Here is a 12,673-nt window from a genome sequence, read left to right on the forward strand (position 1 = left end):
AGTCCGGTCGCTCCCTGCCGTTCAGGGGAAGCAGTCGGCGTCGGCGAATGCCTTGCCCTGGCGGTCCTTCTCCGAAAGCAGGGGGGCATCCTGCAGCGGCCAGTCGATCTTCAGCTCGGGATCGTTCCAGACGATGCAGCGTTCGTGTTCCGGCGCCCAGAAGTCGGTGGTCTTGTAGAGGAACTCGGCGTATTCGCTGAGCACCACGAAGCCGTGCGCGAAGCCGGCCGGAATCCACATCTGGCGCTTGTTCTCCGCGCTCAGGCGTTCGCCTACCCACTGGCCGAAGGTCGGCGAGCCGCGACGCAGGTCGACGGCCACGTCGAATACCTCGCCGAGAGTGGCGCGCACCAGTTTTCCCTGGGCTTGCCGGATCTGGTAGTGCAGGCCGCGGAGGACGCCACGGGCGGAACGCGAATGGTTGTCCTGGACGAAGCTGACCGGATGACCGCAGGCCTCCTCGAAGGCGCGCTGGTTGTAGCTTTCGAAGAAGAATCCGCGATCGTCGCCGAACACCCGGGGTTCGAAGAGGATGACGTCGGGGATTGCCAGGCGGGTCGCTTTCATCAGTACACGGTCTCGGTCAGCAGGCGCTTGAGGTATTGGCCGTAGCCGTTCTTGGCCAGCGGCGCGGCGAGTTTTTCCAGTTGCGCGGCGTCGATCCACTTCTGCCGGTAGGCGATCTCTTCCGGGCAGGCCACCTTGAGACCCTGGCGGTTCTCCAGGGTGGCGATGAACTGGCCGGCCTCGAGCAGCGAATCGTGGGTGCCGGTATCCAGCCAGGCGTAGCCGCGGCCCATGATCTCCACGCTGAGCTGGCCGCGCTCCAGATAGGCGCGGTTGACGTCGGTGATCTCCAGCTCGCCGCGCGGCGAAGGCTTCAGGTCCCTGGCGATGTCCACCACCTGCTGGTCGTAGAAATACAGGCCGGTGACCGCGTAGTTCGACTTCGGCTCCAGTGGCTTCTCTTCCAGGCTGATGGCCTTGCCGCCCTGGTCGAACTCGACCACGCCGTAGCGCTCCGGGTCCAGCACGTGGTAGGCGAAGACGCTGGCGCCGGTCTGGCGCTGCGAAGCGCTGCCGAGCAACTCGTGGAAGTCGTGGCCGTAATAGAGGTTGTCGCCCAGGACCAGCGCGCTGAGGTCGTTGCCGATGAACGACTCGCCGATCAGGAAGGCCTGGGCCAGGCCGTCCGGCGACGGTTGCACGGCATATTGCAGGTCCAGGCCCCAGTTCGAACCGTCGCCCAGCAACTGCTGGAAGCGTGGGGTGTCCTGTGGGGTCGAGATGATCAGTATCTCGCGGATGCCCGCCAGCATCAGGGTACTGAGCGGGTAGTAGATCATCGGCTTGTCGTACACCGGCAGCAACTGCTTGGAGATGGCCAGCGTTGCCGGGTGCAGGCGGGTGCCCGAGCCTCCGGCGAGGATGATGCCCTTGCGTTTCATAGTGGTCCCTGCTCGCTCAGTTCCTGGATCATGCGTCCGGCATGGTAGCGCCAGTCTGGCAGTACCAGGCCGAAGACCTGTTGCAGCTTGCGGTTGTCGAGGCGCGAATTGGCCGGACGCTTCGCCGGCACCGGGTAGTCCTCGGTGGCGATCGGCAGGACCCGCTGCGGCGTCGCCTGCAACTCCCAGCCCCGCTCCAGCGCCTGTTCGATGACGAAGCGCGCATAGAGGTGCCAGGACGTCTCGCCGCTGGCGACCAGGTGGTAGGTGCCGCTGGCCCGTGCTGCCAGCTCGGCGTCCCAGCGCAGGCGCTGCAGGGCCTGGGCGGTGACGTCGGCGATCAGCTCGGCGCTGGTCGGCGCGCCGAACTGGTCGGCCACGACCTTGAGTTCGTCGCGTTGCCCGGCCAGGCGCAGCATGGTCTTGGCGAAGTTCCCGCCGCGCGCGGCGTAGACCCAGCTGGTGCGGAAGATCAGGTGGCGGCAGCCGCTGGCGCGGATGGCCTGCTCGCCTTCCAGCTTGGTCTGCCCGTAGACGCTCAGCGGGCCGGTCGGCGCGTCCTCGGCGAAAGGCGCGTTGCCCGCGCCGTCGAACACATAGTCGGTGGAGTAATGCACCAGCCAGGCGCCGCAGCCCGCGGCCTCCTCGGCCAGTACCGCGACGGCGCGGGCATTGATCAGGCGGGCGTTGTCGGCATCGCTCTCGGCCTTGTCCACCGCGGTGTAGGCGCCGGCGTTGACGATGAACTGCGGCCGCTCGGCGCGAACCAGTCGCGCCAGGCCTTCGGGGTCGGCGAGATCGGCGCGCCGGCGGTCGCAGACCAGCAGTTCGCCCAGCGGCGCCAGGGCGCGCTGCAGCTCCCAGCCGACCTGGCCGTTGGCGCCGAGGAGAAGGATCCGGTTCATGCGTACTGCTTACCCACCCACTCGCGGTAGGCACCGCTGGTTACGTTGGCCACCCAGTCCTGGTTGTCCAGGTACCAGCGCACGGTCTTGCGGATACCGGTCTCGAAGGTTTCCGCCGGCTTCCAGCCCAGCTCGCGCTCCAGGCGCGTGGCATCGATGGCGTAGCGGCGATCATGGCCCGGACGATCCTTGACGAAGGTGATCTGCTCGCGATAGCTGCGGCCGTCGGCGCGCGGCTGCTCCTGGTCGAGGATGGCGCAGAGGGTCTCGACCACGTCGAGGTTGGCCTTTTCGTTCCAGCCGCCGACATTGTAGGTCTCGCCCAGTTGCCCGGCTTCGAGGACCCGGCGGATGGCGCTGCAATGGTCCTTGACGTAGAGCCAGTCGCGGATCTGCTGGCCGTCGCCGTAGATCGGCAGCGGCTTGCCGGCCAGGGCGTTGTGGATCACCAGTGGGATGAGCTTTTCCGGGAAGTGGTACGGGCCGTAGTTGTTCGAGCAGTTGGTGGTCAGCACCGGCAGCCCATAGGTGTGGTGATAGGCCCGCACCAGGTGGTCGGAGGCCGCCTTGGACGCCGAGTAGGGACTGTTCGGCTCGTAGCGGTTGTTCTCGGTGAAGGCCGGATCGCTCGGTGCCAGCGAGCCATAGACTTCGTCGGTGGAGACGTGGAGGAAGCGGAATGCCGCCTTCGCTTCCGGCTCCAGCGCGCCCCAGTAGGCGCGCACTTCTTCCAGCAGGCGGAAGGTGCCGACGATGTTGGTCTGGATGAAGTCCTCGGGGCCGTGGATCGAGCGGTCCACATGGGATTCCGCGGCGAAGTTGAGGATCGCCCGCGGCTGGTGCTCGGCGAGCAGGCGGGCTACCAGCTGGCTATCGCCGATATCGCCGGCGACGAAGGTGTGCCGGGCGTCGCCGTCGAGGCTGGCGAGGTTCTGCCGGTTGCCGGCGTAGGTGAGCTTGTCGAGGCTGACCACCGGCTCGTCATGCAGGGCCAGCCAGTCGAGCACGAAATTGGCGCCGATGAAGCCGGCGCTGCCGGTCACGAGAATCGTCATGAGTCATACCTTGTTCAAGCAGTGGTTGTCCGTAGGGCTGCTTCGACACGTCCCGCCAAGGTGTACCAATCGATCGTGAAGACGACGATTAGTACGGGAAAAATGGCGATCCTGCCAACCCCAGATCTGGTAGGTGCATCTGACCCGGCATTCTATTCGAAGTGCCATCACTGGGTAAAAGGAAGCAGGGTAAAACAAAAAGCCCCGCGCGAGGCGGGGCTTTTCGGGGATTCGTGGTGCCGGCACCAGGAGTCGAACCCGGGACCTACTGATTACAAGTCAAAGCATACCAGCTTTCAGCAGATTTCACCTGAGCTCTTTTCGACCGGAAACGTGCGGAATAAAGGCTTGGGAGCCGTTCAGAGTCTTTCACAGTACTGCTCGGAGCTTCAACGGTCCGTTGAGCGAAACGCAGACTCAGATGACGAGGAACGACGTAGTGAGTGGAAGGCTGACAGACACGCAGGCACGAGCCTGGGCGCAGAGTGGCATGCTTAAGAAGGGGGATGGTCCCAAGCGGACGAAGACTCACTCCGAGCCCCTGGGGGAGCGTGGGGCGGGGTCTATGCTCTTGGAGCGCCGGACTAATGGGAGCATCGAGGTGTATCTCTCTTGGCGCCGAAATGGCGGCCAGGAGCGAATGAAGCTGGGCGTCTTTGGCGCCTTAGGGGCAGATGGACATGTAAGAGGGCTGGCTTTCTGGCGGCGGGAGGCCGCACAAATCTCCGCCCAGGCTCGGCCATTCTCCAATCTTGCCGCTTATGAGGAGCGGCGGCGGCTGGACCAGTCGCAATCTGAGCGCCAGGTGTCGTTGGAGGCCCAACAGGGCAGTCTTGAGCAGTTGCTCAAGGCATATGTCGACAATTTGAAGCGGCGCGAGAAATCGAGCGCCAAGGACGTAGGTCGCTCCCTTGAGTTGAATGTGCTCCAGGCCTTCCCAGACTTGGCTCAGAGGAGGGCCAAGGACATCTCGGCAGCTGAGCTGTCGGATGTACTACGGCTCTGCATTCACCGCCAACCAGCGCTGAAAGGGCGGGGAGTCAGGAAGACGGTCGCTAACGCCGTGAATGGCAAGCGGACAATGGCCAACAGGCTGCGGTCATACCTGCGCGCTGCCTACGCCTACGGCCTGAAGCACGATCTTGATCCATTGCGAGCAGGTGACTCGATCCAATTTGGACTGACGCAAAATCCCGCTGCGATGCTTCCGACGATTGACGGAGCGGAGAGAGCCAATACCGATTCGCTGACTAAAGATGAGCTGCGGCACCTGCTGCTAGGCATCGATGCGATGGATGAGCCGCAGCGTGCCATTGCCCGCTGTATGGTTTACCTCGGTGGCCAGCGCGTGGCGATGCTGGTGCGGGCCACCAGGGGAAGCATCATTGAGGTGGATGGCTATGGCTCGGTCCTTGCCCTCACTGAGCGGAAGGGCGGCAAAGGAGCAATGCCAAGGGATCATCTCCTTCCGCTGACTCCGAGATTGCAGGAGTACCTGAAACCCTTGCTACAAGCATCCGCAGGATCAGTTTCGGATCCGCTGTTTTCCGTGAGGACAGGTCGACAAGTGGCCCGCGACACGGCGCTGCAGCTCTTTTCGGAGCTGGGCGCTGAACTGGCTGGGAAGGGGCTTGCGCGTAAGTTCACCTGGCGCATGGTGCGGGCCAGCATCGAGACTCATCTGGCGCAGCTAGGCGTGGATGAGCAGCGCCGCGCCTGGCTTCTGTCTCACGGTCGCAACGGTGTGCAGGCCCGGCACTATGATCGCTACCATTACCTGCGCGAGAAGCGTGAGGATCTGGAGTTGCTCGGGCGCTATCTTGATGAGGTTAGAGTTGCTGATTCACTTGGGAGAAAAGGTTGATGAGTCCGCTTGGTATTGGGGTGCTTTCGGTGACGGCCTTTGCAATCGTGATGGGCGTCGCGGCCCTTGTGGCTGACCACTACATCCAGAGACACAAGGCTCGCAACCGCAAGTGACGCCCTGGTTGGGAATCTGGGGCAACTCGCGATCTGCCGATGAGCGCTCCGTGCATGATTCTGGGGTGTCACGCTCAGGCCTAACATCCGAAATTGTTCCACGGGTAGCCTGAGATGGCTGAGCCCAGTAATTCTGCTGGGTTCAGCCTATGTTTCAGCCTCCAATTTGTGGAGGCTGAATCAGAATATGTTCCACGGATGCTCCGGAATAGCTGAAACCCTGATAATCCGCTGGATTCAGCCTATGTTTCAGCCTTCGTTTCAGCCTCCGATTCGCAGAGGCTGAAACAGAAATGTTCCACAGCACCCTAGATGTGGCTGGAACCCAGGTTCCATGCGGGTTTCAGCCTCCCTTTCAGCCTTCAACTTGGATTTGCGCTTTCGCAGGGCATTTTCTATGCGAACTGAAAGGCGGGACTTCCATAGATAAGGGATGGAAGTCCGGCATCTAACTGAACGTTTCGCGCAGCGGTGACTGATTAGCTAGCTGGATGGCCTGATAGCCGGTCGGATAGCTGGGACAGCGTTCAGGCGGTGGAGGATGAGCCCCTCTGTGGCTCCCCAACTGATCCAGGTAGGGCTCAGCAGATACGGGCGTCAGTTGGACAATTGCCAGAATGGGTCCTGCTGCCAGTCGGGGGGAAAGCCCATCGCTCGCAGGTTGGTTTCTGGAAAGTCCGCCAGTAGCTCGTGCAATCGCCTATCCCAGCTGGTGTGTGGGCTGACCCGGCGCATCAACAGGTTGAGAATGCACAATACGGTAAACACCCGTGTGTGTTGCCCGGGCTCTTGCAGATGCTGCGGCCAGAGGAAGGTGACTGTCTTTGGCAGCTCAGGCCGAATGCCCAATTCGCGGTTCCACATCCGCGCATGGTGCGCGCAGATGTTGCGGATGGTGGTCAGGGTATGGAGCCAGGACTGCAGCAGCGGGCCGGGTAGATCCAGGCGGCGGGCAATAGCTTTCCTGTCAGCGTCTCGCGCCAGGCCTTTGAACAAGTGCGAGAGGTCCCCTAGGGTGATTTCTTCCATGGCGGCCCAGGCGGGCATCAGGTCTGGGGCGTCATAGGTCAGCGCATAGTGGCGAGCGTAGCTTTCCTTGGCGCGTAGGTTTTTCAGCTGCTCTTTGCGCTCTGTGGATGCCCTAGATGCATCGATGCGCCGACACTCGCGCTGATGATCCTGGCGCGCCCTGTCCTGCTTGTTGCGAATGCTGTCCAGCAGTTCCTGATGTCGATAGCTGCCTTGAAACAATTGGCGCTGGAGATACCAGTGAGCACCGTGGGTCGGTCCCATGTGGTTGCTGATTGCGGCGCGTGCGGCGACTTCGATGCGCTCAATGGCATCGATGACTAGCAGGCGCAAGCGCCTGTCGAAGTCGTACAAACGTGTGAGGTCGCGTAGCCGGGTGCCGGCTTTGAAAGCGTGGTCAGCATCTTCCGGAATCTGGAAAGGGCGCATGTAGGGCGTCAGGCGAAAGAAACTGACCGCCTCGAGAAAGCAATGCGCCTTGGCTTCATCCTGAATGCTCAGGCCCCGTTGCTTGAGCAGAGCCAGCTGCGCAGGAATGTCGATGGCAGGTTTTTGGAAGGGCTTCATGCAAAACGACCAGGCATAAAAAACCCGCTCAATTTGTGCGTAGCTGCCGAGGCAACCATAGGCATGGCGGGTGTGTTGCGCGGAAGGTTATGCAGTGCTGCATAGTTTTGCAAGGAATTTGGCACCTTTTTGCGGGGTATTTGGCACTGTACGGATGAGTGGGCGAGGCGGTGAAAAAAGGCCGGAAGCCATTTCGCTACCCGTTTCTGATCGCAATATGCAGGCTGACCGATCTCGATCCGTTAGGCGGCGGCTAGGGCCGAGTTGGCCGCATTCTAGAGCTTGGTGGGGGAGGAGCTGGCTCCGCCGGCGGGGGCGTCGCCAGGTATCGTTCCTGCGGATTCAGAGGAGCTTGCGGAAGCTCCCCTGAGTTCAGGGGCCATCAGGCCGCGCGTGGCTGCGGATTTCTGCGGATCCAATACAGGTCCGCATACTCTCCTCGACGCTTAGTCATGCTGCGAAGCCCAGAGTGTCTAGGTCTCCGCAACATCCTCGACTTCCGCAAGCGGATTCAGGTGGAAAACCTTGTTGTCGACGCTGAGTAACTGCCGGTGCTCGATCAGCACCTCCAGCAATCCGTCGCGCGCCTTGGCCTTGCGGGCATAGCTTGGCCCCGACTTCCCCAGCTTGTCGCGATGGAAGTCGTTCCACCCTTTGGCTTTGAGCCAGTCGAGAAGATCTTTGGCAGCGACAAGCTGCGGATCAGCAGTCCGCGCCGTGGAATGGCGATGCCATTCAGTCACGGAGTGTTCTACCAGGCGACATGCTTGCTCCATGGCTGTCTCGTCAATACGATTTGCCCCTGCAAACCCGGCCAGGACAGTGGCTACCCTGCGTGCCTGCTCTCCAGCCCGTGCAGCAAACGGCCGGATTAGAGCGTACTGGCCGGCGTTGCCCATCTGGGCCTCCACGTCGTTGTAGAAATCGAGCCATACGTCTTGGGCCGGTCTCGTCAGGTCGAGCACTGGGGGATTTATCTCCGCAGTATCTGGGTGGGCGAAAGTCGGTGTTTCCAGTAGTTCTTCGCAACGCCCCCAGAATGCCTGTAGGGCTGCGATGACGTGAGGTGGCCGCTCAAGCATCTGCTCGGTGAGCAAACGCGTGCCTGCCAGGCTTTCCGGAGCTGTGAACAGGAAGCGTGGGAGGAATCCTTGGGTGATAAGCAATGGTTGAGAGAGTGCGGCCAAAAGTGCTTCCGGTTGGGCGAGTAGATGGATGCTCAACCTCCTGTTGTAGGCAGTGCCAGAGGTTTCCGAGTTGTTCTTCGAGCGGAGCCTGTCGAAGCTCCCCTTGTCGAAGGCTCGGCATAAGCCGCCAATGATCGAGCTTGCATGATCGGATTTCAGAGAGGCGCCACTGAGCAGCTGACTCCCCTCATCCGTGTCCCAGGTGTAGGCTGACTTCCCGCGGATGAATTCGCCCACAACGCCTTCAAAGGTCGCATCCGTGAGCTGCGCGCGTGGATCCTGCAGTGCTGGGGGAACATTCTCTCCCTTATCCAGGGAGTTGTTTGGCTTGTTCTGGCGCGCGCTCTTCGTCGTTGCCTGGTAGCGGGTGTATGCCGCGTGTTCATGTCGATCGATCGGTGTGAACGCCAGGTCACGACAGGCGCTTTTGCGATCACCGGAGCTGCCGAGCGAAAGCAGGAAGAGGCTGCAGGGCATGCCCGCTGGATTATTAATGGATGGTGCGTTCAAGCGAGCTTGAAGCAGGTGCGTGGCGGCTCCCAGCAGACACTGGCCTGCAATGGCCGTGGAGGCTTGCACGTGCTTGGCTATCGCAGTTGTGGCGTCACGCAGCAGTGGTGGGAGGCAGTTGATTGGGTAAGGCGAAGCGGAGGAGCTAGCCGTTAGGAGCGGCAATGGCGCGTCCAGAGCATCCTGGTTGGGTGTGCTGCTCATGAGTTCTGATGTTCCAGGGTATGCCGCCCTCATGTTCGAGAGCGGCTGTAGGCGACGAGGTGACGAGGTGACGAGGTGACGAGTGTTAGGTGGGGAGGTCAGCTGCGGAGGTGGAGGGCCACCTCGGAGAGACTGAAGCGCACCAAGCGGCCGATCCTGTAGGGAGGAGGGAAGCCAGGCTCTTGGCGCCGGCGCCATAATGTCGCGCTGCTGATCTGGAGCATGTGGCAGAGTTGACGAATGGTGACGAGGTCGGTTGGCATGTTTGCACTCCAATGAGGTTGGAGTAACCATGCTCTGTGCTGAGATGAGGTCGTTGCTGGTTTTTTCAGACGTATTTTGGTCGAAAAGCGCTAGCCAATCAGTGAGCCACTGGGTTCTTACGTATCGGCTCTAAAATTAGTTAAGCATGGTGAGCGATTTCAGAAGTTTATGGTGGCTTGCCGAAGTTATGGCGTTCGGAGGGCTAGGGGCTGGCTCTCCTTATGAGTGAAAGAATGGAGTGGCAGGATTCAGGCTATAGTTGTCAAGGTTTGCTGATATCAAAATCCAAGGAATTTAGAGATGTCTGATTCAGAGCGGGAAGAGTTGGAGCCGTCTGGCTCTAAGGCGACAGCCAATTTGCGGAGGGTTAGCCTTCGCAATCTTTATTTGGACCCAAATAACTTTAGGCTTATCCATGAACCGGATCAGAAGTCAGTCCCCGATGAGCAGGTGAAGGAGCGAAACATTGCTCAGCGCACAATGCGACTTTTGGCCGGTGAGCGAAATCAGAATATTCAGGATTTGATAGAAAGCTTTAAGGCGAACGGATATTTGCCAGTTGACCAGATACAGGTTCGCGAGTTGCCTGGCTCCGGGTATGTAGTGGTTGAGGGAAATCGTCGTGTGGCTGCCTTGAAATTTTTATTTCAAGAGTATGAGAGTAAGGCGGTTGATTTGGGTGAGCTTGACCCGGAATTTTTCAGCCAAATTCCGGTGGTCATCTATTCTGATGCGGATGAGGTTCACCACCTCACTCTTATGGCTCTTAAACACATCAGTGGAAATAAGAAGTGGGGGGAGTGGAATCAGGCGAAGCTTCTGGAAATGCTCTATACCACTCACGGGCTGAGTGAGAGCGAAATTCGTAGTCGGATTGGTATCAGTACAGTTGAGCTTCGGCGCAGCCTGCGGGCATTGTCGATGGTTGCTGAGTATCAGTCTTCTGATTATGGGGATCAATTTGTGGAGACGATGTTCCCTATATTTCGCCATGCAGTGCGAAATGCTGCGCTAAAGGACTGGCTGCAATGGGATGATGATGATCGAAAAAGCAAAAATACTAAAAATCGTGACTTCTTCTTTTCATTGCTTTCCCGCGAACCGCTTGAGGAGCCAGAGGATGATGGCTCTATCGGCTTTGGGGATAAATACCTAGAGCCTGCGGTAATCAAGCGAGATGATATAGATCTACTAGGTAAGGTTGTTTCGGATGATCGCGCTCTGGAGTATTTGAAGAAGACGCGCGACCTTAATGGTGCCTATCGTAGTAGTGATGTGATATTTCGTGAGCGACAAGAGTCAACAATAAATTCTGTTGCTTCGGAGATAATCTCCCTGAGTCAGCTGAGTATACGTCCAGAAAATATTCCTGAGCTGGAGGGGATTCGAGGGAGGCTGCAAACCATAATTGATCGGGCGAAGATATCGGGGCTGTCGGGGGTCGATCAAAGACAGGTTTTTCGCGATCGTGTAGATTCTCATTTTGGCAAGATTGAGGTCGAGAGCTATCGAAGAATAGTCGGGCTGACTATGTCTAATCTTTCTCGAATTAATTTGATTGCGGGAATAAATAACTCTGGTAAAACCTCGCTGCTGGAAGCGATTTATCTACTGATTAAGCAAAACGATATTGATGGTCTGATAGAGGTAATGAGGCGTCGGGGTAAGGTTTCTACAGATCAACTTGATCCTGAATGGATGCTTGAGCAAATTGGTGATCGTCCGCTATTGGCTGGCGGAATTTTTGATGATTTAAAGGCTGGGGTAAAAATTCAGTCTCGCCAAGAAGAAGACTCAAGCTTGGACCGGACCCGCTATCTTGGGTCTGTTGAGATGGACTCTTTCTTTGGTGCCAGTAAGCTCAGTTCCACAAACAGAGTGTACAAAGGGCAGGATCGCGAAACGCACGCAGACGGTATCCGCTCGTTGTGCCCGGTTATTTTTAGTAGCCCGTTCTTCTACAACGAACCGCATCGTTACTCCGGATACTACCATAAAAGTGTCCAGTCTAAGGCTTTGCCTGCGATATTTGAATTCTTGCGCGCTAATATGCTCCCCTCTCTCGAGGATATTCGGCTAACAGATGAGCGTCAGCGATTTGTAGTAATTGATAGCAATTTTGCGGAAGGTGTGGATCTCTCCTCTTATGGGGAGGGAATTCAGCGGATGTTTCTACTATCGCTGCTTTTTGCATCAGCGCAGCATGGTGTATTGCTGATAGATGAATTTGAGAATGCCCTGCATTATAAGCTGCTTGCTCCATTCTCTAGATTTGTTCATCAGATGGCCAGAGAATTTAATGTGCAAGTTTTTATAACTAGCCACAGTAAAGAATGCATTGATGCGTTTTTGTTTGAGGTGGATGCAAAGTCTGAGTTGTCCTGCCATGCTATTGTTAATACGCCAGACGGTATACGTAGCCGTGATTTTACTGGTGTGCGATTTAAGCGCCTCCTTGATGCTGGTGATATAGATCTTCGGAGTGCAATTTAATGGCCTCTTTTTCGGAAGTGTTCTTGTTCTTTTGTGAGGGGCCGCATGATTCAGCTTTTTTGTCACTTCTATTGCGCAAGGCTCTTGGGGTAGATAGGCAAAATCTTGTCGTGTCGGATTTGCCCTATCCATTCTCAAATATTATTAAGAAGAGTATGGAGAGTCGTGCTGCTGAGGATCTTAGACTCGATTTGGCTAAGAAATTCTTTTTGCCAGATTTTGTGCATGCGCGGGGCGAAAAGCTTATTTTGATATTCAACTCTGGAGGCAAAAATCGCCGCGTCGAATCAATGCTTCCATTTCTTGAGAGCATCTTTGACCTCTTGTCTGTTGGAAGTACTTTTGGTGGTGGGGAGGGTGGCCGTACTGTACCTAGTGTTCGGTGCTCTATTTTTGTGGATGCTGACTCTGATGGGACAAGTGTAGCGCTTTCTGAAATAAGCCGTGACTTTGCATTAATTTGCGAGCAAGACTGGGTTTCTCAAGCTTGGCAGGATTCCGACGGAGGAAGGTTTTATACTCAGAGCACAGCGTTTGGAGAGGTTTCTGCGCACATTTGGCGGAAATGGGAGGAAGATGGAGGGACGTTAGAAGATATTCTTATAGAGTGCTTTGAGGGTAGCGGTACTGTTCAGTCGACTCAGGAGTTCCTCGATCGGCGATTCTCTTGGGAGCCGAGTGAGCCTCAGAATCCAAAAAATGTTAGTGCTACTGCCGCAAAAAGGCTTAAGGCAACTCTTTGTATTGAAGGGCAGCGCAAAAAGCCTGGCGGAAGTCTTAGCGTAGTTTTGGATCAGGCTGGGCTGCTAACTGAAGAGTCTATGGCACGATCTCGTTCAATTGCAGCCTGTCTGAGGCATCTGAAGAGCTGGATGGGAGTTCCGTAGAACGTTTGACTTGGTTGGAGTTGGGGTTCGATCTTGTTTAGGTACCCTGAGATAAACATAGAGCTTGGGGTAAACGAGATGCGCCATTCCACTTCAGTCTGCCGGTGCTGCGGTCGTTCTATGGTTCCTCGCACAACTTATCGT

The 12,673-nt window shown here is 57.5% G+C and carries 9 protein-coding genes; 3 read left to right on the top strand and 6 right to left on the bottom strand.

Annotated elements, in window-relative coordinates:
- Positions 1 to 21: 21 nt before the first annotated feature.
- The 4 genes from rfbC to rfbB are packed head-to-tail and all read right to left on the bottom strand — an operon-like array spanning position 22 to position 3,408.
- The gene (gene rfbC, locus FHW81_RS09065) at positions 22 to 567 is read right to left on the bottom strand and encodes a dTDP-4-dehydrorhamnose 3,5-epimerase (protein WP_003096184.1); all 546 of its coding nucleotides are present in this window, start codon (positions 565 to 567) and stop codon (positions 22 to 24) included.
- Complete coding sequence (rfbA, locus tag FHW81_RS09070; RefSeq protein WP_003105518.1) at positions 567 to 1,448, bottom strand: glucose-1-phosphate thymidylyltransferase RfbA; 882 nt, start codon at positions 1,446 to 1,448, stop codon at positions 567 to 569. Before rfbA ends, rfbC begins: the two co-directional genes overlap by 1 nt.
- Positions 1,445 to 2,353 (bottom strand): dTDP-4-dehydrorhamnose reductase, encoded by a 909-nt coding sequence (rfbD, locus tag FHW81_RS09075; protein WP_023087898.1) that lies wholly within the window; start codon positions 2,351 to 2,353, stop codon positions 1,445 to 1,447. The genes rfbA and rfbD overlap by 4 nt, the downstream gene beginning before the upstream one ends.
- The gene (gene rfbB / locus FHW81_RS09080) at positions 2,350 to 3,408 is read right to left on the bottom strand and encodes a dTDP-glucose 4,6-dehydratase (RefSeq protein WP_003096179.1); all 1,059 of its coding nucleotides are present in this window, start codon (positions 3,406 to 3,408) and stop codon (positions 2,350 to 2,352) included. The genes rfbD and rfbB overlap by 4 nt, the downstream gene beginning before the upstream one ends.
- Positions 3,409 to 4,048: 640 nt before the next feature.
- Here rfbB and FHW81_RS09085 point away from each other — a divergent pair.
- Entirely contained in the window at positions 4,049 to 5,272 is a 1,224-nt protein-coding gene (locus tag FHW81_RS09085) for a tyrosine-type recombinase/integrase (RefSeq protein WP_160289262.1), read from the top strand.
- A gap of 713 nt (positions 5,273 to 5,985) precedes the next feature.
- Here FHW81_RS09085 and FHW81_RS09090 read toward each other — a convergent pair.
- Entirely contained in the window at positions 5,986 to 6,984 is a 999-nt protein-coding gene (locus tag FHW81_RS09090) for an Abi family protein (RefSeq protein ID WP_023090947.1), read from the bottom strand.
- A 473-nt stretch (positions 6,985 to 7,457) separates the two neighbouring features.
- A complete protein-coding gene (locus FHW81_RS09095; RefSeq protein WP_160289263.1) occupies positions 7,458 to 8,885 on the bottom strand; it encodes a DUF3987 domain-containing protein in 1,428 nt (475 codons plus the stop codon).
- Positions 8,886 to 9,449: 564 nt separating this feature from the next.
- Here FHW81_RS09095 and FHW81_RS09100 point away from each other — a divergent pair.
- Positions 9,450 to 11,642, top strand: a complete 2,193-nt coding sequence (locus FHW81_RS09100; RefSeq protein ID WP_079388091.1) for an AAA family ATPase — start codon at positions 9,450 to 9,452, stop codon at positions 11,640 to 11,642.
- The gene (locus FHW81_RS09105; RefSeq protein WP_023090943.1) at positions 11,642 to 12,529 is read left to right on the top strand and encodes a hypothetical protein; all 888 of its coding nucleotides are present in this window, start codon (positions 11,642 to 11,644) and stop codon (positions 12,527 to 12,529) included. The genes FHW81_RS09100 and FHW81_RS09105 overlap by 1 nt, the downstream gene beginning before the upstream one ends.
- Positions 12,530 to 12,673 lie beyond the last annotated feature (144 nt).

Source organism: Pseudomonas sp. RC10-4-2 (assembly GCF_050433085.1).
Lineage (GTDB): Bacteria > Pseudomonadota > Gammaproteobacteria > Pseudomonadales > Pseudomonadaceae > Pseudomonas > Pseudomonas aeruginosa.

What these genes read in the sequence shown, in the direction of transcription:
- rfbC (WP_003096184.1), bottom strand. Translation starts at nt 567, where the DNA reads ATGAAAGCGACCCGCCTGGCAATCCCCGACGTCATCCTCTTCGAACCC.
- rfbA (WP_003105518.1), bottom strand. Translation starts at nt 1,448, where the DNA reads ATGAAACGCAAGGGCATCATCCTCGCCGGAGGCTCGGGCACCCGCCTG.
- rfbD (WP_023087898.1), bottom strand. Translation starts at nt 2,353, where the DNA reads ATGAACCGGATCCTTCTCCTCGGCGCCAACGGCCAGGTCGGCTGGGAG.
- rfbB (WP_003096179.1), bottom strand. Translation starts at nt 3,408, where the DNA reads ATGACGATTCTCGTGACCGGCAGCGCCGGCTTCATCGGCGCCAATTTC.
- FHW81_RS09085 (WP_160289262.1), top strand. Translation starts at nt 4,049, where the DNA reads ATGAAGCTGGGCGTCTTTGGCGCCTTAGGGGCAGATGGACATGTAAGA.
- FHW81_RS09090 (WP_023090947.1), bottom strand. Translation starts at nt 6,984, where the DNA reads ATGAAGCCCTTCCAAAAACCTGCCATCGACATTCCTGCGCAGCTGGCT.
- FHW81_RS09095 (WP_160289263.1), bottom strand. Translation starts at nt 8,885, where the DNA reads ATGAGCAGCACACCCAACCAGGATGCTCTGGACGCGCCATTGCCGCTC.
- FHW81_RS09100 (WP_079388091.1), top strand. Translation starts at nt 9,450, where the DNA reads ATGTCTGATTCAGAGCGGGAAGAGTTGGAGCCGTCTGGCTCTAAGGCG.
- FHW81_RS09105 (WP_023090943.1), top strand. Translation starts at nt 11,642, where the DNA reads ATGGCCTCTTTTTCGGAAGTGTTCTTGTTCTTTTGTGAGGGGCCGCAT.